Genomic DNA, 22191 nt, shown 5'->3' with positions numbered 1-22191 from the left:
ATTCCGGGGGGTGTGGGGGGTCGCCCCCCCACAGGAGACCGGCCCGGGGTGGGGTTATCCCCACCCCGGGAAGACCGGCTCCCCTCCTGGTGACGCCCGCCCGTTCCGAGCAGGCTTGGTCCATACGGGCGCACAGCGACAACGGGAGTGACCACGTGAGGACCCTGACGATCACGGCCGTTCTGGTGGCGGGGGCCGCCGCGACGTTGACCGGCTGCGGCAACCTGTCCTTCGGCACCCACCACGAGGACCGCGCCTACACCGCTCCCCCGGGCATCACCGCGCTGAAGATCAGGTCGGGCGGCGCCCGGGTGGAGATCACGGCGTCCGACTCGCCCGACATCAAGGTGCGGGAACGGCTGAGCTGGTCCAACGGCAAGAACAAGCCGGGCCCCCGGCACACCGTCGAGGACGGCACGCTCACGCTGTCGTCCAAGTGCGCGAGGGCCTCGATCGGGTACACCAAGTGCTCGGTGTCGTACCGCGTCCAAGTGCCGCGCACGACGCCCGTGGAGGTCGACAACGACGACGGGGCGATCGTCGCGTCCGGGCTCGCCGGGACCGTCAAGCTGCACACCGACAACGGCAGGCTGACGGTGACCGACCTGCGCGCGACCACGGTGTCGCTCGACACCGACGACGGCGCCATCCAGGTGTCGGGACGAGCGAAGACCGTCAACCTGCACACCGACAGCGGCTCGATCAACACCACCGGCCTCACGACCGACCGGCTGAACGCGTCCACGAGCGACGGCAGCATCGGGCTGGGCGGGCGGGCCACCGTCGCCGACGTCCGCACCAACAGCGGCTCGATCGGCGGGAGCGAGCTGACCTCCGAACGGGTCACCGCGAAGACCGACGACGGCGACATCGACCTGCGGCTCGCCACGGCGCCCTCGAACGTCCGCGCCACCAGCGCCAGCGGCACGGTGCGGGTCCACGTCCCGACCGATCAGGCCTACGCCATCGACCTGTCCAGCAACGACGGCGCCCGGCGGATCGACCCGGCCGTCCAGCAGGACTCGCGGTCCGGCCGCCGGCTCGTGCTGCACAGCAACGACGGCGACGTCTGCGTCTACCCCAACTAGCGAACCCCGCCTAGCGGACCCTGCCTAGCGGACCTGGTGGGACCCTCGCCACACCGGCGTGTACACCGGGACGGTCTCGACAACGGAAAGGCGCGCGCCGCCGTTCACCGCGACGGTCGTGCGCGCCAGGTGCTGGACGACGTGCGCGAGGCCGTCGGCGGTGGTGTCGAGCAGCTTCAGGTTCACGTTCTTCAACCGGTCGCACTTCTCGTGGTAGCACGGGTCGTACGGCTTGCCCGCCTTGCCGCCGTACGCCTTGGCCTCGGCGGCCGTCTTCACGCCGTCCGCCCCGGTCGCCATTCCCCCGGCCGGGATACCGGCCGCGATGAACGGGCCGTAGTCGGACCGTCCATTGAAGACGTGCTCGGTCGTTGGCAGGTGGCGGCCCTTGAAGTAGTCCCGGAACATCTTCTCGATCGCGCCGGACCCGGCGGGCGCGCGGGTCCCGGCGCGGGTGGAGCGGTCACCGTCGTACACGCCACGGGTTCCGTTGACCGAGCCGAGCATGTCGACGTTGAGGGCCAACGCGATCGACTCGCGGCGGGACGCCGACAGCGACCGCACATAGTGCTCCGAACCCCGCAGGCCCTCCTCCTCGGCGCCCCACCAGGCGAACCGGACCCGGTTGCGCAGACCGTCCCGCCCCAGCTCCTTGATCTTCGTGGCCATGGCGAGGAGCGCCGCCGCGCCGGTGCCGTTGTCGTTGATCCCCGCGCCCTTCCGGACGCTGTCGAGATGCGCTCCGACCAACACCACGTTGTCGCCGCGGCCGTGCTCGGTGTCGGCGATGACGTTGGACGTCGTCCGCTTCTTCGTCACGGCGTCGGTGCGCACCCGCAGCGTCAGGTCGCCCTTCTTCGCGGCCTTCGCCAGCGCGACGCCGACCTCCCGGGACGGGCCGACCACCGGCACCTTCGACGGCTTGTTCAGGGTGCCGCGCACCGGCCCCTTCTCCCCCGGCCTGTTGAAGATCACGACGGCCGCCGCGCCCGCCGCCCGCGCCTTCGCGGCCTTCACCGCGAACGTGCACGACCCGCGCTGCACCAGCGCGACCGACCCCTTCTTGAAGCCCTTGAAGTCGTCCTTCTCGCAGCCGCTTGTCCCCTCGCCCTTCACCGGGACGTCGACGGCGACCACCCGCGCGGTCACGTCCCCCGACCCCGAGTACTCCAGGGTGAGGAAGTCGTCGCCCTGCTTGTAGGACGCCTTCGACGGCTCCGTCCGGGCCAGCACCGCGTCGGACTTCTCCCGCCACGACAGGTAACCGAACTTCTGGATCTTCGGGGTGAGGCCCGCCTTGCGCAGCCGTCCCGCGACGTACCGCACCGACACGTCGTAGCCGGACGTCCCCGCCGCGCGGTTCCCGCCGTTGTAGTCGGCGATCTCCTGGAACGCCCGCAGATGCTCCTGGACGTCCTTCACCGTGACGAGCCCGGCGAGGTCGGGACGGGCCGGGGCCGCCGCGAGATCACGGTGCGCCGCGACCCGCACCTCCGGCGGCGCCGCCGGAACGAGGGCCGCGGGAAGGAACGCGGCGGGAAGCGCCACGGCGGCGCCGGTGAGCAGCTTGCGCACAGCAACTCCTGCGGACGGGAAACAGAGCTTGACCAGCAGCGATCCTCGCCCCGCTACCCGGCCGCGGCGGGCGGCGACGCGGCCGTCAGACCGATCCGATACCTGCGCCTTACCGAATCATTCCGGTAGGTGCGGCTCCACCGGCGAACCGGGCGGCGCCGCCTCCAACCACGCCAGGAACCCCGTCAACGCCGCCGCGCCCATCGCCAGCTCCACCGTCAGGTCACCGTCCCTGACCTCGATGACGCTCACGTCCGGCAGCAGTCCCTCCGCCTCCTCCGGGCCGGGACGGCGCCGGTTGGACACGACGAGGCCCCGGCGGTGGATCACCTGCCGGGGCCTGCGACGAAAACCGAACACACGATGCCATTGCAGGACATCGCCCTTGTAGCGGCCGATGCCGAGGCGCCACACTCCCGGGGCTCCGCCCTCCCGGGACAGCACCCGAAGGCTGCACTCCACGGCGCCGCCCGCGCGCGTGAACAGCAGGCGGCGCACCGCCATCGACACGAACAGCAGCAACACGACCAGGATGACGACGGCGAGCACACCGCCCGCATCCCATGCCAGATGTTCGGCCAAATCTCCCGCCGTCCGCCGAACCTAGACCTCGACGCCGGCGGCGCGCAGCCGGGCCCGGGCCCGCCGCTCCAGCGTCGAGTCCTCGCTCTCGGCGGCGACCGCCTCGTCCAGCGCCCGCCGGGCGTCCGGAACGTCGATCTCCTCGCCCAGCTCGGCCTGCTCGGCCAGCACCGACACCTCGTCGGCGGCGATCGAGAAGAAGCCGCTGCCGACCATCGCGGAGATCGTCTCACCGCCGTCCGCCGGTTCGATCCTGACCACGCTGCCGTCGAGGAGGACGCCCAGCACCGGGGCGTGACCCGGCAGGATGCCGAGCGAACCCTCGATGGTCTGGGCCACCACCATCCTGGCCTCGCCGGACCAGATCTCGCGCTCCGGCGAGACCAGCCCGACCTTCAGGTTTGCCACGTCTGCTTCCTCCTCGGTTCCGGCGGGGCGCTCCCGTCCGGGAGGCCCCGCCGGAGCGGACTACTTCTCCAGCTCCTTGGCCTTCCGCTCGGCGTCCTCGATACCGCCGCACATGAAGAACGCCTGCTCGGGAAGGTGGTCGTACTTGCCCTCGGCGATCGCCTTGAAGGACGCGACCGTCTCGTCCTTCGACAGCGTCACCCCGGGGATGCCGGTGAACTTCTCGGCCACGTACATCGGGTGCGACAGGAAACGCTCGATGCGCCGCGCCCGCTGGACGGTGACCTTGTCCTCCTCCGACAGCTCGTCGATACCGAGGATCGCGATGATGTCCTGGAGCTCCTTGTACTTCTGGAGGATCCGCTTGACCTCCTGCGCGACCTCGTAGTGCTCGCGGCCGAGGATCTGCGGGTCCATGATCCGGGACGTCGAGTCGAGCGGGTCGACCGCCGGGAAGATGCCCTTCTCGGAGATGCTCCGCGCGAGGGTCGTGGTGGCGTCCAGGTGCGCGAACGTGGTGTGCGGCGCCGGGTCGGTGATGTCGTCGGCGGGCACGTAGATCGCCTGCATCGAGGTGATCGAGTGACCGCGCGTCGAGGTGATCCGCTCCTGGAGCACGCCCATCTCGTCGGCCAGCGTCGGCTGGTAGCCCACCGCGGACGGCATGCGCCCGAGCAGCGTGGACACCTCCGAACCGGCCTGCGTGAACCGGAAGATGTTGTCGATGAACAGCAGCACGTCCTGGCCCTGCACGTCGCGGAAGTACTCCGCCATCGTCAGGCCCGACAGCGCGACTCGCAGGCGGGTGCCCGGCGGCTCGTCCATCTGCCCGAACACCATGGCGGTGTCCTTGAGGACGTCCATCTCGTCCATCTCGACCCAGAGGTCGTTGCCCTCACGGGTGCGCTCGCCGACCCCGGCGAACACCGAGGTGCCACCGAAGTTCAGCGCGACCCGGCGGATCATCTCCTGGATCAGCACCGTCTTGCCGACGCCCGCGCCGCCGAACAGGCCGATCTTGCCGCCCTTGACGTAGGGGGCCAGCAGGTCGATGACCTTGATGCCGGTCTCCAGCATCTCGGTCTTGGACTCGAGCTGGTCGAACGCCGGGGCGCGCCGGTGGATGCCCCAGCGCTCGTTGATCTCAAGGCTGGCCGTCGGGACGTCCAGCGCGTCGCCGAGGGTGTTCCACACGTGGCCCTTGGTGACGTCGCCGACGGGCACCGCGATGGACTTCGCCGTGTCGGTCACCGGGGTGCCGCGGACCAGGCCGTCCGTCGGCTGCATCGAGATGGCCCTGATCATGTTGTCGCCGAGGTGCTGCGCGACCTCCAGCGTCAGGGTCTTCTCCTCGCCGCCGAGCGTGACCCGCACGTGCAGCGCGTTGTAGATCTCCGGAATGGCGTCGGCGGGGAACTCCACGTCGACGACCGGGCCGATGACACGGGCGACGCGCCCGGTGGCGGTCGCCGTCTCTACCTGAGCAGTCATTATCACTCCCCGCCAGACTCGGCGAGCGCGTCAGCGCCACCGACGATCTCGCTGATTTCCTGGGTGATCGCGGCCTGCCGCGCCTGGTTCATCTGGCGCGTGTAGACCCCGAGCAGTTCGTTGGCATTGTCGGTCGCCGACTTCATCGCCCGCCGGACCGACGCCTGGAACGACGCCGCCGACTGAAGCAGCATGTGGAAGATGCGGCTCTCGACATAGTTGGGCAGCAGCAGGTCGAGCGCCGCCGACGCGGACGGCTCGAACTCGTACGCGGGCGGGACCTTCCCCGACTCGCTCTCCTCGATCTCCAGCGGCAGCAGCCGCCGGACCTGGACCGCCTGCGTCAGCATCGAGACGAACTCGGTGTAGACCACGTGGATCTCACCGACCCCGCCCTCCGCGTCGGTCTTCAGGAAGTCCTCGGTGAGGCGCCGCCCGATCCGTTCGGCGTTGGCGAAACCGGGCCGGTCGCTGAAACCGTGCCACGACTCGGCGACGTCCCGGCCGCGGAAGCGGTACCAGGTGATGCCCTTGTTGCCGATCACGTACGGGACGGGCTCGCGCCCCTCCTCCCGCAACCGCGCGATCAGCGCCTCCGCCTCGCGGATCACGTTGGCGTTGTAGGCGCCGCAGAACCCGCGGTCGCTGGTGATGATCAGGACGGCACTGCGGTTGTCGGTCGGCTGCTCCTGGAGCAGCGGATGCTCGATCCCGACATGATGGCTCACCAGCGCGGTCAGGGCCTGCGTGATCTGGTCGGCGTACGGCTTGGACGCCGCCACCGCATGCTGGGCCCTGACGATCCGCGAGGTGGCGATCATCTCCTGGGCACGCGTGATCTTGGCGGTCGACTTGACCGACTTGATCCGCTGCCGGAGTTGACGAAGCTGTGCGGCCATGGCCGTCAGCCCTTCTTGACGCGGGTGATCGTCTCCTGCTCGACATCCTCGTCGTCGATCGGCTCGACCGGCTCCTCCGCGAGGAGCTCGCCCTCATTGGTCTGGAAGCCCCGCTTGAACTCCGCGATGGCGCTCTTGAGACCGGTCAGGGCGTCGTCGGACAGCTTGCCGGTCTCCCGGATCGTGGTCAGCACGCCGCCCGCCTCGCGCTCCACGTAGTCGAGGAACTCGCGCTCGAAGCGGTGGATGTCGGCGACCGGGACGTCGTCCAGCTCACCGGACGTGCCCGCCCACACCGACACGACCTCCTGCTCGACCGGGTACGGCGACCCCTGCGGCTGCTTGAGCAGTTCCACGAGCCGGGAACCGCGGTCGAGCTGCGCGCGGGACGCCGCGTCCAGGTCGGACGCGAACGCGGCGAACGCCTCCAGGTCGCGGAACTGCGACAGCGCGAGGCGCAGCGTGCCGGCGACCTGCTTCATCGCCTTGATCTGCGCGTCGCCGCCCACCCGGGACACCGAGATGCCGACGTTGATCGCCGGGCGGACGCCCTGGTTGAACAGGTCCGTCTCCAGGAAGCACTGCCCGTCGGTGATGGAGATGACGTTCGTCGGGATGTACGCCGACACGTCGCTGCCCTTGGTCTCGATGATCGGCAGGCCCGTCATCGAACCGGCACCCATCTCGTCCGACAGCTTCGCGCAGCGCTCCAGCAGCCGGGAGTGCAGGTAGAACACGTCACCGGGGTAGGCCTCGCGGCCCGGCGGGCGGCGCAGCAGCAGCGACACCGCGCGGTACGCCTCCGCCTGCTTCGACAGGTCGTCGAAGATGATCAGGACGTGCTTGCCCTGGTACATCCAGTGCTGCCCGATCGCGGACCCGGTGTAGGGGGCGATGTACTTGAAGCCCGCCGGCTCGGACGCGGGCGCCGCCACGATCGTGGTGTACTCCAGCGCGCCGGCCTCCTCCAGGGAGCGGCGCACGTTGGCGATCGTGGAGCCCTTCTGGCCGACCGCGACGTAGATGCAGCGAACCTGCCTGCTCTCGTCGCCGGACTCCCAGTTCTCCTTCTGGTTGATGATCGTGTCCACGCAGACGGTCGTCTTGCCCGTCTGCCGGTCACCGATGATCAACTGGCGCTGGCCGCGGCCGATCGGCGTCATCGCGTCGATCGCCTTGATGCCGGTCTGCAACGGCTCGCTCACCGACTGCCGTTGCACGACCGTCGGCGCCTGTAGTTCGAGCGCGCGGCGCTCGGTCGTCTCGATCGGGCCCTTGCCGTCCAGGGGGTTGCCCAGCGCGTCGACGACGCGACCGAGGAAGCCGTCGCCGACGGGGGCCGAAAGGACCTCGCCGGTGCGGCGGACCTTCTGGCCCTCCTCGATCTTGCTGAAGTCACCAAGGACAACGGCGCCGATCTCGCGCACGTCCAGGTTCAGAGCCAGGCCACGGGTACCGTCCTCGAACTCAAGGAGTTCGTTCGCCATCGCGGACGGCAGCCCCTCGATGTGGGCGATACCGTCGCCGGAATCGACGACGGTGCCGACCTCTTCGCGCGCGGCGGCCTCGGGCTCGTACGACTGGACGAAGCGCTCCAGCGCGGTCCGGATCTCATCCGGACGGATCGTCAGCTCCGCCATGATTCCTCTCTTGCTCCTCAGAAGTCCGCTCTGCCGGCGTCAGCCGGTGCCGAGCCGCCGACGGACGTCGTCCAGCCGTCCGACGATCGTGCCGTCGATGATCTCGTCCCCGATCTGGATCGACAGTCCGCCGATCACCGTGGGGTCGATCTCGATGTTCAGGTGTACGTCGTGCCCGTAGGCGGTGGCGAGCGCCGCGGCGAGCCGCGTCCGCTGCGCCTCCGGCAGTTCGACCGGGGCGCGCACGAGCGCGACCAGCCGCTGCCTGCGCTGGGCGACGAGCTTGCCGTACTCGGCCAGCCCGCCTTCCAGGCTACGTCCTCGGGGGCGCGCCACCAGTTCGGTGACCAGCGTCAGCGTCGCCGGGGTGACCTTGCCGTCCAGCAACGCCCCGACCAGGCCGAGCTTGCGCTCGTCCGGCAGGCCGGGATTGGCGAGGGCCCCGCGCAGCGCGGGCTCGCCCTCGACGACCCGGGAGAACCGGAACAGCTCGTCCTCCAGGTCGTCGATCGCGTCCGCCGCCTCCGCGCGGGCGGCCTCGGCGGTGACCGCGAGGGTCTCCACCGCGTCCGCCAGCTCCGACGGCTTCGACCAGCGCAGCCGGACGACGTCGGCGACCAGCCCGAGAGCGGCCGGCGACACCTTGCCCTCCAGCAGGATCTGGACGAGCTGGGCCTTGTCGGCACCGTCGCGCGCCGGGTCGGAGACCGCCCGCCGCAGACCGTGCTCCCGGTCGATCAGGTGCAGCACCGCGAACAGGTCGCCGCCGAGTTCGGCCAGGTCGGCGGACGGTAGAACCGCCTCCAGCTTCTCCTTGGCCTCGGCCAGCGACGCCCTGCTCACCGCTCCCGTGATGGTCATGAGGTGACCTGCTCCTGTGTGCGGGCCCGCTCCTCCAGCTCCTCGAGGAACCGGTCGACGATGCGGCTCTGCCGCGCGCTGTCCTCAAGGGACTCGCCGACGACCCGTCCGGCCAGCTCCACCGACAGGGTGCCGATCTCGGCGCGCAGCGACTGCAACGCCTGCTGCCGCTCCGCCTCGATCTGCGCCTTGGCGTTGTCGACGATCCGGCGCGCCTCGACCTGGGCCTGCTCCTTGGCCTGGGCGATGATCTGCGCGCCCTGCTCCTCGGCCTTGCGCCGCTCGTTGGACGCCTCGACCGCGGCCGCCTTCTGCTGGGCCTTGTACTGCTCAAGGACCTGCCGGGCCTCTTCCTGCGCCTGCTCGGCGCGGGCCAGGCCCCCTTCGATCGCCTCGGTGCGCTCCTCCAGGGTCTTCTGGATTCGCGGGGTCAGGATCTTGCCGAGGACCACCAGGACGACGACGAACGAGAAGATGCCGACGACCAGTTCGAAGTTGTGCGGGATGAGCGGATTGTTTTCTTCCGCCGCAAGGACGGACGCTGTTTTGATCATGTCCGCAGTCCTTCCTCAGGTGGGACCCGGGGTCAGATGCTCTGGAAGATGAACGGCGCGACCAGACCGATCAGGGCGAGGGCCTCGGTGAGGACGAAGCCCAGCATCATGTTGGTGCGGATCACGCCGGTGAGCTCCGGCTGGCGGGCGATGGCGTTCACGCCCTGACCGAAGATGATGCCGATGCCGATGCCGGGGCCGATGGCCGCGAGGCCGTAGCCGATCGCGGTGACGTTGCCCGTGAGTCCATCGGAGGCGGCGAGGATGGCTCCCGTCATGGGTTCTTCCTTTTCTGTCGGCCGGCGGAGTCTCCCACCGGTCTGGCTTACGAGGTTGTCGAACGGGCGGTCCGGCGCTTGGAACGCCGCACGACCCTGGGAATCAGTGGTCCGCGTGCAGACCGCTCTGGATGTACATGGCGGCGAGCATCGCGAACAGGAACGCCTGCAAGAACTGGATCAGCAGCTCGAACATCGTCAGCAGGATGGTGACGACCACGCCGAGGATGCCGACGCCGAACCCGGCCACCGTGGGCTTCTCGAACAGGAACCAGAAGCCGACGAGGCTGAAGAACGCCAGGATCATGTGCCCGGCGAACATGTTGGCGAAGAGCCGGACCGCGTGGGTGAAGGGGGCGATGATGAAGGTCGAGAGGTACTCGATCGGCACCAGCAGGAAGTAGACGGGCAGCGGCAGGCCCTTGGGGATCATGTTCGTGAAGTACTTCACCGGGCCCTGGTGCTTGATGCCCAGGTAGACCTTGATGCAGTAGACCAGCCCCGCGAGGACGGCCGGGAACGCGATGTGCGACGCGATCGGGAACTGGATGATCGGGACGACCGAGAAGATGTTCCAGATCCAGATCATGAAGAACAGCGACATGAGCAGCGGCATCCACCGCTCGGTGTTGCGGCCGAGGAACGGGCGCGCGATCTCGTCGCGCACGAACATGTAGCCGACCTCGCCGATGTTCTGCATGCCGCGCGGCACCAGCTTCGGGTTGGCGAACGCCATCCAGAACACGACGCACACGACGACCGCGCCGAAGAGCGCGAAGAAGGCGGGCTTGGTGAGCCAGGCGGGGCCGCCGGCGAAGAGGGGCGGGAAGTCGAACAACTCCGTCCCGGGGGCCTCGAACTTGTCCCCCTCGGAGGCGAGGACCGTCAGCGCGTTCACGCGGCGTTCCCTTCATCAATGTGGTGATGTTTCACGAAGCTTTCCTCGGTGGCTTCCTCGGCGGCGGGGCCGCTCAGGAGGAGACGCGACCGTACTTCACGTAGACCAGGTAGATGGCGAGCCCGGCACCGATGACCACGCCGATCGGAATCAGCCAGGCCTGGTCCGTCCACTTGGCCAGCAGCCAACCGAGGCCGCCCCAGATCAGGATCCCGGAGAGGAGGTAGCTGGGCACGGACCAGGCGGCGTCGGCGAATTCCCGCTGACCGTCGTCCGGCCGTGGTTTCTGCTCGCTCATCGCGCTCCGGACGATAGCAGGCCATGACGGCGGTGGTCATATTGGAGTAGTCCAGGAGGGCCAGCCCCGTCCGCGGCGGCATCATCACGGACTCCGGTCCAGGCTGTTCTCGGGCTCGTCGATGTACAGCTTGTGCTGCATCACGAGCCTGGCCTCAGCGGCGATCCACAGCAGGGCGAGCCCGATGACCGTCCAGCCGAAGACCTTGGTGTTCCAGATCGTGACCTCGTCCATGGCGCCGACCAGCGCCATCACGGCGAGGATCTTCACCAGGTAGCTCACCAGCGCGGCGAGCATCATGGTCTGCGCGGAGTACTTGGCGGCCCAGGACACCACCATCGCGCTGATCGAGAAGAAGGCGATCACCACGACGGAGGCCAGTGCCGCCGCGAGGGCACCCTTGGTGCCCGCCGCCAGTAGGCCGATCAGGACGGCGCCCACCCCGGCGGCGGTGGCCGGGATCGCGGCGCCGCGGAGCATCCGGGCGTCGGAGGTTTGCATGAGGGCTCCGGCTGGTCACGGTCAGTGGTCGTCTGTTGTTCGTGAAAGGTATCACAAGCGTCCGGATTGTCCACAATTACCCTAGAGGTAACGCGACGCGGAGATGGACCGTCCACGAATCGCGAGCCGGGCTCGCTGCCTGGACTCTAGCCCAGCCCGCCGACGGGCAGGGTCACGGGCGGGGTCGCGGGCACGGTCATGGGCAGGGTCACGGCCGGACCCGGATGCCGTCCGGCGGCGCGTCGGCGGGCGAAAAGCGAAGGTCAGACGTGCATCGTCGGGCGCTTCGGGACGCGGTCGTCCCCCGGCGGGATCGCCGGGTCGCGGCGGCGGGGCTTCAGCATGAGCAGCACGCCGACGACCGCGACCAGCAGGGTGATGCCGACGGTGATCCAGGCGGCGTCGAACTTGGCCAGCCCGACCAGGCCCGAGGCCAGCAGCCCGACCCAGCAGTACATGATCAGGACGGCCCGCCGGGTGGAGTGGCCCAGTTGCAGCAGGCGGTGGTGCAGGTGCTGCTTGTCGGGCGCGAACGGCGACCGGCCCTGGTTGGTGCGGCGCCACACGGCGAGCAGCATGTCGATGAACGGGATCGCGGCCACCGCCGGGACCAGCAGGATCGGGACGAAGAACGGGAACAGCCCGTTCGCGAGGATGGCCGGGTCGAACTGGCCCGTCAGCATGATCGTGGACGCGCTGAGCAGCAGCCCGATCAGCATCGAGCCGGTGTCCCCCATGAAGATCTTGGCGGGGCTGAAGTTGTGCGGCAGGAAGCCCAGGCACATCCCGAACAGGATCGCGGCGATCAGCGTCGCGGCGGTCAGCGTGGTCAGCCCGTACGACCGGGACAGCAGGTAGGCGTAGGTGAACAGCGCCAGCGCGGCGATCCCGACGACGCCCGCGGCGAGACCGTCCAGACCGTCGATGAAGTTCACCGCGTTGATCGTCGCGACGACGATCAGGACGGTCAGCGGCACCCCGTAGGCGGGCGGCAGCGTCAGCGACTCGCCCGTCGGCAGCGGGATCGCGTAGATCTGGATGCCCTGCATGATGAAGATCCCGGCCGCGGCGACCTGACCGGCGAACTTCGTGAGGGCGTCGACCTCCCACTTGTCGTCGGCGATGCCGATCAGCACGAGTAGCCCGCCCGACAGCAGAAGTGCCCTGGTCACGTTGATGTCGCCGTCCGCGAGGACCTTGCGCATCTCCGGCAACCCCGTCGCGACGACCAGGGCGGCGACCATCCCGCCGAACATCGCGAGACCACCGAGCCGGGGCGTCGGGATGACGTGCACGTCGCGTTCGCGGGGGACGGCCTGCGCGCCGATCCAGACGGCGAACGAGCGCACCACGGGGGTCAGCAGATAGGCGACGAGGGCGGCCACGAGGATGCTGAGCAGGTACTCCCGCACCTCCCCCGCCTCCCCTCGCCGATCCGTGCCGCCCGCCTACGCCCCGTACCCCGTCCGCGCGGGCCGTCACCTTGGTAGACGGCTCGCCGCGTCGATCTGTTCACAGCGCGACCGATCAACTGTAGTCCGCCCGCCGACTCGGCGCGGCCGATCCGCCCAACCGGTGCCGCTTCCGTAGCCGATCCCGGCGCCGACGATCACGAGCGCGAGCCCGGCCAGGCAGCGGTTCCCGAGCGAGAACGCCCACGCCCCGTGCGCCACGACATCGTCCCCGACATCGGCGACGATCAGCAGGAATCCGGCCGCGATCAGCACCGCGCCGACGCGCCGTGACGGGGTCGGGGTCGCGGTCGGGGCCCGGGACGGGGACGGGGACGGGCGGCGCGCGAACAGGATCACGGCCGCGAGGGCGAGTACGAGCAGGGCGGTGCCCGTCCAGTCGCCGTTCCAGCGCGGCGAGGCGTACCTCGGCGGCGGCACGGCGACCGCCCGCTTGGGCAGCCTGACCTTGACCTTCATGCCCTCGTGCGGGGCGAGCGCGTTCTGGATGAAGTCCACGGCGTAGGGGCCGTCGCGGTCGCGCAGGCACCGGGTCGTCGCGCCGGGAACGCCCGCCCGGCAGGTCGCGTACCGCAGCGGCACCGGCGCCTCCACCCGGACGGCCGCGTGCCCGATCGGGATGTTCCAGCTCCGGTCGATCGCGTCCCACACCAGCTCGTCGTGGTCGGCGCGGGGCGTGAACGCCCAGGCCACCGCGTACTCGATCACGTACGCCTGCCTGCCGCGCACCTCGCGGCCACGGTCGCCGACGGTGATCCGCACGTCGTTCAGGAACCTCGTCGTCCTCGCCCGGGACGGAGCGCCGGTGGACGAACTGCTCCGCACGTCCCGCACGTCGAACAGCCGGTCGCCACGCCGGAACCGCACGTTCCGCGCGATCCCGTGCTCGCCGCTCCGGTCGAAGTCGTAGGTGATCGTCTCCCGGACGTGCAGCAGGCCGTCCGCGCCGATGGTGAGCACGACGTCGTAGGTCGGGATGCGCTCACCCGGCTCTCCCACGGCGTGGACGGGCAGCACCAGGACGAGCGCGGGCAGCAGCAACAGCACACCCGCGACGATCGCCGGCCCCCGGACACGACCACGCACCTCGGACATGCTTCCACCGTTACCGCGAAAGGGACCGCGTAACGGGTGGACGGTTCGCCAGGTCCGCCTACCCGAACCGGGTCAGGAGTCTTGCTCAGAGGTGTTCGTGGAGGGCTCAGCAGGCTCGTCGGGCGTCGCGACCGGGGCCTCCTTGGTGAGGGAGGGCTTGGCGATCTCGGCGGCGGACGGGGCGGCTGCGGGCTCCCCGATCTTCGCGTCCGAAGCGTCCGCGACGGGGGTGTCGGCGGCGTCCAGGTCGGGGGCGTCGGCGTCGTCCTCGTCGGTCAGCAGGACGCCGACCACCGAGCGGATCTTGTCCTCGGGAATGGCGCCCGCGCGCAGCAGGCGCGGCACCGAACCGGTGAGGTCGACGATCGTCGACGGGTCGTTGTGCCCGGACACGCCGCCGTCCAGATAGACGGCGACGGACTCGCCGAGCATCTTCTCGGCCTCCTCCGCGTCGCGCGCCGCCGGACGACCACTCAGGTTCGCGCTGCTGACGGCCATCGGGCCGGTCTCCTTGAGCAGCTCCACCGCCAGGTCGTGCATCGGCATGCGCAGTGCCACGGTGCCCTTCGTCTCACCGAGATCCCACATGAGGCTCGGGTTGGCGCGGACCACCAGGGTCAGCGCGCCCGGCCAGAACTCGTCGATGAGGTCCTGCCCGTAGACGCCCAGGTCGTCGGCCAGCGCGGACGCCGCCCGCACCGACCCGACCAGGACCGGCGGCGGCATCTCGCGGCCGCGTCCCTTGGCGTCCAGCAGCTTCTCGACGGCGGCGGGCGTGAAGGCGTCCACGCCGACGCCGTACACCGTGTCGGTCGGCAGGACGACCAGTTCACCGCGTCGCACGGCCGACATGGCCTCGGCGACCCCGCGGGTGCGCTCCTTCGGATCGGAGCAGTCATAACGTCGGCTCACGGTCGCCCGTCTTCCTCTGCGCAACACTCGTCCGGTATGGCACCGCCAAGGATAGCGGCGGTCCAGACCACTAGTTCGAGGCGGTACGCGCGGTCACTCCGAGGCGGTCCTCGCGGTCAGTCGGACGTGGTCCGCGCGGTGACGAAGCGGTCCCGGTTGGTGAGGTCGCGGCGGTTGCGGACGTCGCGCCAGCCGTTCTCCTCCGCGAAGACCCAGTACACCGCGTTGCCTTGCAGGTCACTGTGCTCGACCGCCATGTGGCCGCCGGGACGCAGCAGGCGCCGGGCCGTCTGCTCCACCACACGGATCGCGTCCAAGCCGTCGTCGCCGCCGCCCCACAGCGCGTCGGCCGGATCGTGGTCGCGGACGTCGCGCGGCACGTACTCCCACTCGCTCATCGGGATGTACGGGGGGTTGGAGACGACCAGGTCGACGGTGCCGTTCAGCTCGGGCAGCGCGGTGGCGAAGTCGTCCAGGTGCAGGCGGACGCGGCCCCGCTCGTCCAGCTCCTCGACGTTGCGGGTCGCGTGGACGAACGCCGTAGGGTCGCGTTCCACGGCGTGGACGCGGGCACGCGGCGCCTCCAGCGCGATCGACAGCGCGATCGCCGCCGACCCCGTCCCGAGATCGACGACGAGAGGGTCGCGGACGTCCATGTCACGCAGCGTGTCCAGCACCCAGCCGACCATCACCTCGGTCTCCGGACGCGGCACGAACACGCCGGGCCCGACCTTCAACTCCAGGTACCGGAAGAACGCGCGGCCCGTGATGTGCTGCAACGGCTCGCCCGCCTCGCGCCGCGCGACGAACTCCCAGAACCGGGCGTCGAACGAGCCGTCCGGGACGCCGTGCAGCTCCGAGCGCTTCACCCGGTGCACGGCCGCCGCCAGCTCCTCGGCGTCCGCGCGGGGCGAGGCGGCCCCCGCGTCCGCGAGCCGCGCCGTGGCCCTGGCGATCTCGTCGAGCAGCAGGTTCATGATCCTGCCCTCCGAGGGGAGACAACCCCCCACACCCCCAGGTTCGCTGCGCTCATGCGCGTGCCTATCCGAGGGGGGACGACCCCCCACGCCCCCCGATTCGCTGCGCTCATGCGCGTTGGGCTTCGGCCAGTCGGCGCTCCATGTCGGCGTCCACGAGCGCCTGCGTGACGTTGTGGAGGTCGCCGTCCAGGACCTGGTCGAGGTTGTAGGCCTTGTAGCCGACCCGGTGGTCGGAGATCCGGTTCTCCGGATAGTTGTAGGTGCGCACCCGCTCAGAACGGTCCACGGTGCGGACCTGGCTCTTGCGTTCGGCCGCCGCCGCCGCGTCGGCCTCTTCCTGCGCCATCGCCAGGAGGCGTGACCGCAGGATGCGCATCGCCTGCTCCTTGTTCTGGAGCTGGCTCTTCTCGTTCTGGCAGGAGACGACGACGCCCGTCGGCAGGTGTGTGATGCGGACCGCCGAGTCGGTGGTGTTGACGCTCTGCCCGCCCGGACCGGACGAGCGGTACACGTCCACGCGCAGATCGTTGGCGTCGATCTGGACGTCGACGTCCTCGGCCTCCGGGGTCACCAGCACACCGACCGCGCTGGTGTGGATGCGTCCCTGCGACTCGGTGGCGGGGACGCGCTGGACGCGGTGGACGCCGCCCTCGTACTTCAGACGCGTCCAGACGCCCTCGTCCTTGGCGCCCTTGGCCTTCACCGCGACGGTGACGTCCTTGTAGCCGCCGAGGTCGGACGGGTGCCCGTCGAGAACCTCGGTCTTCCAGCCGACGCGCTCGGCGTAGCGCAGGTACATGCGGAGCAGGTCACCGGCGAACAGCGCCGACTCCTCGCCGCCCTCCCCGGCCTTCACCTGGAGGATGACGTCCTTCGCGTCGTTCGGGTCGCGCGGGACCAGCAGCCGCCGCAGCCGCTCGGTCAGCTCCTCGCGGTGCCGCTCCAGGTCGACGGCCTCGGTGGCGAACGCCTCGTCCTCCCCGGCCAGCTCCTTGGCCGTGGCGAGGTCGTCCTCCGTCGAGGCCAGCTCCCGGTGCGTCTCGACGATCGGCCGCAGCTCCGCGTAGCGCTTCCCGAGCTTGCGCGCCAGGCCCTGGTCCGCATGGACGGACGGATCGGCGAGCCGTTCCTCGATGCCCGCGTATTCGCTGATCAGTTCGTCGAGATTCACGATGTGTCCTGGCCCGTTCGCAAGGCCCGGGGACCCTCGGTGAGTCCCCGGGCCGTCACTTGGTCGCTGTGTGGGTGCGGCGCTCGTCCTACTTGCCGGCCCTCTTCTTGCCGAAGCGCTGCTCGAAGCGCGCGACCCGGCCGCCGGTGTCGAGGATCTTCTGCTTGCCCGTGTAGAACGGGTGGCAGTTCGAGCAGACGTCCGCGTGGATCACGCCGTTCTCGGCGGTGCTGCGGGTCTCGAAGGTGTTTCCGCACGTACACGTCACGGTCGTGACGACGTAGTTCGGGTGAATGTCAGGCTTCATGGTTCTCCTCGCTTCTGGCGGCACCGGGCGCTCTCGCATCCCACAAACATGGCGTTCCGCATGACGGGGCCACGGAAAGATGAAAGAGACGTGAACCGGAACCGCAGCGGTTGGCGCTCCAAGTGTGCCAGATGCGAGAACGTGCGGACGTCACCGGGCATTCCCGATCTTGGATGTCCTGGTGCGTCATGGGCGTCCGGGGCCCGTTCCGGGGGCACGGCGCGGGCACGGCGGAGGCGCGTCCGGGGGGCGTCCGGCCGTTCAGGCGTCGGTGCGGCCCAGGTAGGCCAGGACGGCCATGACCCGCCGGTGCCCGCCCTGCGCGGGCTGGAGGCGCAGCTTCATGAAGATGTTCGAGATGTGCTTCTCCACGGCGCCCTCGGTGACGACCAAGTCGGCGGCGATCGCGCCGTTCGAGCGGCCCTGCGCCATCAGCGCCAGCACCTCCCCCTCGCGCGGCGTCAGCGCCTCCAGCGGGTCGCCGCTGCGGCGCCGACCCAGCAGCTGGCCGATCACCTCCGGGTCGATCACCGTCCCGCCCGAGGCGATCCGGCGGACCGCGTCGATGAACTCGGCGATGTCCGACACCCGCTCCTTCAGCAGGTAGCCGACGCCCTCGGCGCCGCCGCCGATCAGGTCGGTCGCGTACCGCTCCTCCACGTACTGCGACAGGACGAGGATCGGCGTGCCCGGCCTGCGCTCCCGGACGGCCAGCGCGGCCCGCAGCCCCTCGTCGGTGAACGACGGCGGCATCCGCACGTCCACGATGGCGAGGTCGGGATCGTGCTCGTCGACGATCCCGAGCAGACCGGGGCCGTCCCCGACCGTGGCCGCCGTCTCGATCCCGGCGTCGGCGAGCAACCGGATGAGCCCTTCCCGCAACAGCACCGAATCCTCGGCGATCACTACCCGCATCCGCCCATTATCGGGGCTACGACAAAGGGGCGGGACCCGAACGGGCCCCGCCCCCGTCAGCTCACCAGTTGCACGGAAGGTCGGCGCGGATGATCGTCGGGCCGCCGGGCGGGCTGTCCACGATCAGCATTCCGTCGATCGTGGCGGCCCGGTCGGCCAGGCCCGCCAGCCCGCCCCGCGGCCGCGCGACCGCGCCGCCGACCCCGTTGTCGATCACCTCGACGACCACCCACCGGTCGTCGCGGGCGACCCGGACGGACGCCCGCGTAGCCCGGGCGTACTTCGCGATGTTCGCCAGCGACTCGGCGACGATGAAGTAGGCGATGCTCTCGACCGCCGCGGGCGGACGCTCCGGCAGGTCGACCTCGACCTCCACCGGGACGGGCGCGCGGCCCGCGAGCCCCGACAGCGCCGGGTCCAGGCCGCGGTCGGTGAGGATCGCCGGGTAGATGCCGCGGGCCAGGTCGCGCAGCTCGGAGATCGCCTCCTTGGTGCCCGAGTGGGCCTGCTCGATCAGCGCCCGCGCGCCCTCTGGGTCGTCGTCGAGCTTCGCGCGGGCCCGGCCGATGTCCATCGCCACGGCAAGCAGCCGCTGCTGGGCGCCGTCGTGCAGGTCGCGCTCGATGCGGCGCCGCTCGAACTCGGCGGCGTCCACGCCCCGGGCGCGGCTGGCCTGGAGGTGCTCGGTCCGCTTGCGCAGTTCCATGTTCTCCAGCTGCGACGGGCTCGGGCCGAGCATCAGCCCCGCCCACGTCGAATGCACGATCGCCATCACCCGCGTCACGTACATCGCCACGACGAGGACGACCAGCCCGATGAGGGAGATCGGCAGCGCCTCGAGCGGGTTGCCCGCCCAGTACGACACGGCGCCCAGGCCGACCTCGGCGCCGGAGCCGTCCACCGCCACGATCACCGGCATGAACAGCAGCATCCCGGTGGCCGACCACAGGACCACCGACGCGACGAACTCCACCAGCGTGACGGGGAACAGCACGGCCAGGTAGGCGAGGTCCTTCCAGGTGGCGGGGTCGGCCGCCATGCCCTTCAGCTTGACCAGCGGATTGCGGCTCTCGGGCCGCTTCCGGTACGGGCTCGCGATCTTCACGCCGAACGCCGCCCTGACCAGCCGCCGCTCCAGCATCGCGCCGAACCGCCACAGCAGCATCATCAGGACCAGCATCGGCAGGCCCACCCAGATGATCAGCAGGCTGAAGGACAGCGCGAGGCCGACCACCAGCGTGATGAACCAGCCGAGCCCGAACGCCATGCTGACGGCGAGGTAGATCGCCGAACGCCAGGTCAGCGACGACTTCGCCAGGGCCAGCGGCGTCCACGGGCCGTTCGCGACGTTCGCCGCCGCGTCTCCCCCGGCCTGGAGCACCGTGGCCCACCGCGCCGACGTCCACCGCGTGACGGCGGTCGTCGCGCCGCCGCCCATCGGGTCCCTGTTCAGCTCACCCACGTCGTCCCTCCATGCCCGTTCCAACCTACGGTCCAAGGCTGCCCTGGCCCAGGTGGGACGACCATGACGTCCGCCGCCTTATCGGGGGTGGGGCTAACCCCACCATGCCCCCCATGTGCCCGTTGGAGGGCTGTGTGCCCGCTGGAGGACTGTCTGTCCGCTAGGGGGACTGTGTGCCCGTTGGGGGACACCGAACGCCCCCGTCCGGAACGTTCCCGGGGAGTGCGGAGGGCGTCCCTCCACACGAACCCGAACCGTTCCGGACGAGGGCGTGACTCGCTCATGTTCGGCCGCCTCGCCCGGCGAGGCGCGCCGGACGGCCCTCAGCGGTCGTCGGAGACCGTGGTCTTCTGCACTTGGAGCAGGAACTCGGCGTTCGACTTGGTGTCCTTCATCTTCTCGATGAGGAGCTCCAGCGCCTGCTGCATGTCGAGCGCGTGCAGGACGCGGCGGAGCTGCCAGACGACGCGCAGTTCCTCCGGCGCCATGAGGATCTCCTCCTTGCGGGTGCTGGACGCGTCCACGTCCACCGCCGGGAAGATCCGCTTGTCGGCCAGACCCCGGTTGAGCTTCAGCTCCATGTTGCCGGTGCCCTTGAACTCCTCGAAGATGACCTCGTCCATGCGGGACCCGGTCTCGACCAGCGCCGTCGCGAGGATCGTCAGCGAACCGCCGTTCTCGATGTTGCGGGCCGCGCCGAAGAACCGCTTCGGCGGGTACAGCGCCGTCGAGTCGACACCACCGGACAGGATGCGTCCGGACGCGGGCGCCGCCAGGTTGTAGGCGCGGCCGAGCCGGGTGATCGAGTCGAGCAGCACGACGACGTCGTGGCCCAGCTCCACCAGCCGCTTGGCACGTTCGATCGCCAGTTCCGCGACGGTGGTGTGGTCCTCGGCGGGACGGTCGAAGGTCGAGTGGATCACCTCGCCCTTCACCGTCCGCTGCATGTCGGTGACCTCTTCCGGACGCTCGTCCACCAGGACGACCATCAGGTGGCACTCCGGGTTGTTCTTGGTGATCGCGTTGGCGATCGCCTGGAGCACCATCGTCTTACCGGCCTTCGGCGGCGACACGATCAGGCCGCGCTGGCCCTTGCCGATCGGCGACACCAGGTCGATGATCCGCGTGGTCAGGATGCCGGGGTCGGTCTCCAGGCGCAGCCGCTCCTGCGGGTACAGCGGCGTCAGCTTGCTGAACTCGACGCGGCCCTTGGCCTGGTCGGGCTCCATCCCGTTGACGGTGTCGAGCCGGACCAGCGCGTTGAACTTCTCGCGCCGCTCGCCCTCGCGGGGCTGGCGGACCGCGCCGGTGATGACGTCGCCCTTGCGCAGCCCGTTCTTGCGGACCTGCGCCAGCGACACGTACACGTCGTTCGCGCCCGCCAGGTAGCCCGTCGTGCGGACGAAGGCGTAGTTGTCGAGGATGTCGAGGATGCCCGCGACCGGGATCAGGACGTCGTCGTCGGTGAGCACCGGCTCCTCGTAGCGGTCGCGGCTGCCACGGCCGCGGTTGCGCTCACGGAAACGGCGCCCGCGGCGGCTCCGGCCGCCCTCGTCGTCGTCGTGCTGGCCGCCGCCGCCCTGGTTCTGGCCACGCTGGCGTCCGCCGCCGCCCCCCTGGTCGCCGCGGTCACCACGGTCGCTCCGGTCGCCACGGTCTCCGCGCTCGCCACGGTCGCGGCCTTCGCCGCGCTCGCCCCGCTCGCCGCGGTCACGGCCGCCGCGCTGGCGCTGGCGTCCACCGCCCTCGCGGCCGTCGCGGCCCTCGCGCCCGTCGCGTCCGCCGTCGCGGTTCTCGCGCCCGTCCCGTCCGCCGCCCTGGGAGTCGTCCTCGGCGTTCTGGTCACGGTCGCGGTTCTGGTCGCGGTCGCGGCGCTCCCCGCGCTGCCGCCCGCCCTGGCGCTCGGCCCGCTCGGCGCGCTCCGGCTTCTCGGCCGTGTCCCCCCTGTCGGCCGCCTTCTCCTTGTCGGCCACCTTGTCCGCGATCGGGGCCTGCTGCGCGTCCGACTGCGGCTGCGCAGCGGCCTGCGCGTTCGCGGGGGCCTGCTCGCCCGCGGACACGACCTCGGCGAGGGTCCCCTGCTCCTCGGGCACGTCGCGCTTGACGGCCGCGCGGGCGCGCCGAGGGCGCTCGGTGCGCGGCTGCTCCTGCTGCTGTTGGGCCGTGGCAGCGGCTCCCTGCTCGCCCCCCGCCGAGCCCTGCCCCTGACCGCCCTGCTTCTCCTGGATGGCGGCGATGAGCTGGCTCTTGCGCATCCCGGTCACGCCGGTGATGCCGAGGCTGGACGCGAGCGCCTTGAGCTCGGGCAGCACCATGGCCGACAGGCCGGTGCCGGACCGGCGGCGCCGGGGGGTGGCGGGCTCGGCGTCGGCGGCCTGAGCGGCGTCGACGGGTCCCGTGCTCGATGCGTCCGTAAGGAGTTCGCTGGATTCGCTCACTAAGGGTCCTTCCCAGGGAGCGGGCGTTGGCCGGTGCTCGGCCAGCCGACCCGGTAGTGCGGCCCGGCGGGGGCGCCGGGACGGGCTCCGCTGATCACGGTGGGGCCGGGATCTGCGTGTTCTGGGCGCAGCCAGATGGTGGACGGAACGGTTCGCTCGCAGGCGTCCCCGAAACCGTCACGTCCGAAGGTTCGTTGGAATGCCGGACAACGGATTGTCACGGTGTCGGGAAGCCTAGTACGCGGGACCGACACGGCCGGAAGGCCGATCAGATGACGCGCGGCTGACGAGCACGCTGCCCCGAACGGGGCATCTGGTGCGGCATTCAGCCTAACATCACCAGGGCGCACTGCTATTCCCCAGAGG

General features: G+C 70.4%; 22 protein-coding genes. 1 reads left to right on the top strand and 21 read right to left on the bottom strand.

The features are described from left to right. Nucleotides 1–155: 155 nt before the first annotated feature. Entirely contained in the window at nucleotides 156–1088 is a 933-nt protein-coding gene (locus ABD808_RS13840; protein WP_344895645.1) for a DUF4097 family beta strand repeat-containing protein, read from the top strand. Nucleotides 1089–1112: 24 nt separating this feature from the next. On the opposite strand, the gene ABD808_RS13835 is transcribed toward ABD808_RS13840, so the two are convergent. From ABD808_RS13835 to rho, 21 genes are all read right to left on the bottom strand, one after another. Beyond that, entirely contained in the window at nucleotides 1113–2663 is a 1551-nt protein-coding gene (locus ABD808_RS13835; protein ID WP_344895643.1) for a M28 family peptidase, read from the bottom strand. 117 nt (nucleotides 2664–2780) lie between these two features. Continuing rightward, nucleotides 2781–3245 (bottom strand): DUF2550 domain-containing protein, encoded by a 465-nt coding sequence (locus ABD808_RS13830; RefSeq protein ID WP_344895640.1) that lies wholly within the window; start codon nucleotides 3243–3245, stop codon nucleotides 2781–2783. 21 nt (nucleotides 3246–3266) lie between these two features. Further along, entirely contained in the window at nucleotides 3267–3653 is a 387-nt protein-coding gene (locus ABD808_RS13825; RefSeq protein ID WP_344895637.1) for a F0F1 ATP synthase subunit epsilon, read from the bottom strand. Nucleotides 3654–3713: 60 nt separating this feature from the next. Continuing rightward, entirely contained in the window at nucleotides 3714–5144 is a 1431-nt protein-coding gene (gene atpD, locus ABD808_RS13820; RefSeq protein ID WP_344895634.1) for a F0F1 ATP synthase subunit beta, read from the bottom strand. A gap of 2 nt (nucleotides 5145–5146) precedes the next feature. After that, the gene (locus tag ABD808_RS13815) at nucleotides 5147–6043 is read right to left on the bottom strand and encodes a F0F1 ATP synthase subunit gamma (protein ID WP_344895631.1); all 897 of its coding nucleotides are present in this window, start codon (nucleotides 6041–6043) and stop codon (nucleotides 5147–5149) included. A 5-nt stretch (nucleotides 6044–6048) separates the two neighbouring features. Next, nucleotides 6049–7683: a F0F1 ATP synthase subunit alpha gene (gene atpA / locus ABD808_RS13810; RefSeq protein WP_344895628.1), complete on the bottom strand. Its 1635-nt coding sequence runs from the start codon at nucleotides 7681–7683 to the stop codon at nucleotides 6049–6051. A gap of 39 nt (nucleotides 7684–7722) precedes the next feature. Beyond that, nucleotides 7723–8544: a F0F1 ATP synthase subunit delta gene (locus ABD808_RS13805; protein WP_344895625.1), complete on the bottom strand. Its 822-nt coding sequence runs from the start codon at nucleotides 8542–8544 to the stop codon at nucleotides 7723–7725. Continuing rightward, nucleotides 8541–9098, bottom strand: a complete 558-nt coding sequence (locus ABD808_RS13800) for a F0F1 ATP synthase subunit B (RefSeq protein WP_344895622.1) — start codon at nucleotides 9096–9098, stop codon at nucleotides 8541–8543. Before ABD808_RS13800 ends, ABD808_RS13805 begins: the two co-directional genes overlap by 4 nt. A gap of 32 nt (nucleotides 9099–9130) precedes the next feature. Further along, complete coding sequence (gene atpE / locus ABD808_RS13795) at nucleotides 9131–9376, bottom strand: ATP synthase F0 subunit C (RefSeq protein WP_344895619.1); 246 nt, start codon at nucleotides 9374–9376, stop codon at nucleotides 9131–9133. A 103-nt stretch (nucleotides 9377–9479) separates the two neighbouring features. After that, complete coding sequence (gene atpB / locus ABD808_RS13790) at nucleotides 9480–10274, bottom strand: F0F1 ATP synthase subunit A (RefSeq protein ID WP_344895616.1); 795 nt, start codon at nucleotides 10272–10274, stop codon at nucleotides 9480–9482. Between the two features lie 73 nt (nucleotides 10275–10347). Then, complete coding sequence (locus ABD808_RS13785; RefSeq protein WP_344895613.1) at nucleotides 10348–10572, bottom strand: AtpZ/AtpI family protein; 225 nt, start codon at nucleotides 10570–10572, stop codon at nucleotides 10348–10350. 84 nt (nucleotides 10573–10656) lie between these two features. After that, a complete protein-coding gene (locus tag ABD808_RS13780; RefSeq protein ID WP_344895610.1) occupies nucleotides 10657–11073 on the bottom strand; it encodes a Cg1360 family ATP-synthase-associated protein in 417 nt (138 codons plus the stop codon). Between the two features lie 263 nt (nucleotides 11074–11336). Further along, entirely contained in the window at nucleotides 11337–12485 is a 1149-nt protein-coding gene (locus ABD808_RS13775; RefSeq protein WP_344895607.1) for a glycosyltransferase family 4 protein, read from the bottom strand. Nucleotides 12486–12551: 66 nt separating this feature from the next. Next, nucleotides 12552–13640, bottom strand: a complete 1089-nt coding sequence (locus ABD808_RS13770; protein ID WP_344895604.1) for a DUF2207 domain-containing protein — start codon at nucleotides 13638–13640, stop codon at nucleotides 12552–12554. 72 nt (nucleotides 13641–13712) lie between these two features. Next, nucleotides 13713–14552: an L-threonylcarbamoyladenylate synthase gene (locus tag ABD808_RS13765; protein ID WP_344895601.1), complete on the bottom strand. Its 840-nt coding sequence runs from the start codon at nucleotides 14550–14552 to the stop codon at nucleotides 13713–13715. 116 nt (nucleotides 14553–14668) lie between these two features. Continuing rightward, complete coding sequence (prmC, locus tag ABD808_RS13760; protein WP_344895598.1) at nucleotides 14669–15529, bottom strand: peptide chain release factor N(5)-glutamine methyltransferase; 861 nt, start codon at nucleotides 15527–15529, stop codon at nucleotides 14669–14671. Between the two features lie 109 nt (nucleotides 15530–15638). Then, nucleotides 15639–16703, bottom strand: coding sequence for a peptide chain release factor 1 (gene prfA, locus ABD808_RS13755; protein ID WP_344895594.1), 1065 nt, complete (start codon nucleotides 16701–16703; stop codon nucleotides 15639–15641). 88 nt (nucleotides 16704–16791) lie between these two features. Beyond that, entirely contained in the window at nucleotides 16792–17010 is a 219-nt protein-coding gene (rpmE, locus tag ABD808_RS13750; protein ID WP_344895592.1) for a 50S ribosomal protein L31, read from the bottom strand. A gap of 261 nt (nucleotides 17011–17271) precedes the next feature. Then, nucleotides 17272–17925 carry a response regulator transcription factor gene (locus tag ABD808_RS13745; RefSeq protein WP_344895590.1) on the bottom strand — a complete coding sequence of 218 codons (654 nt, stop codon included), beginning with the start codon at nucleotides 17923–17925 and terminating at the stop codon, nucleotides 17272–17274. 61 nt (nucleotides 17926–17986) lie between these two features. Then, complete coding sequence (locus ABD808_RS13740) at nucleotides 17987–19387, bottom strand: sensor histidine kinase (RefSeq protein WP_344895587.1); 1401 nt, start codon at nucleotides 19385–19387, stop codon at nucleotides 17987–17989. Nucleotides 19388–19710: 323 nt separating this feature from the next. Further along, nucleotides 19711–21825, bottom strand: a complete 2115-nt coding sequence (gene rho, locus ABD808_RS13735; protein ID WP_344895584.1) for a transcription termination factor Rho — start codon at nucleotides 21823–21825, stop codon at nucleotides 19711–19713. Nucleotides 21826–22191: the final 366 nt, after the last annotated feature.

This window comes from Actinomadura meridiana, assembly GCF_039537545.1.
GTDB lineage: Bacteria > Actinomycetota > Actinomycetes > Streptosporangiales > Streptosporangiaceae > Spirillospora > Spirillospora meridiana.
This window is presented reverse-complemented; position numbering and strand designations above follow the sequence as displayed.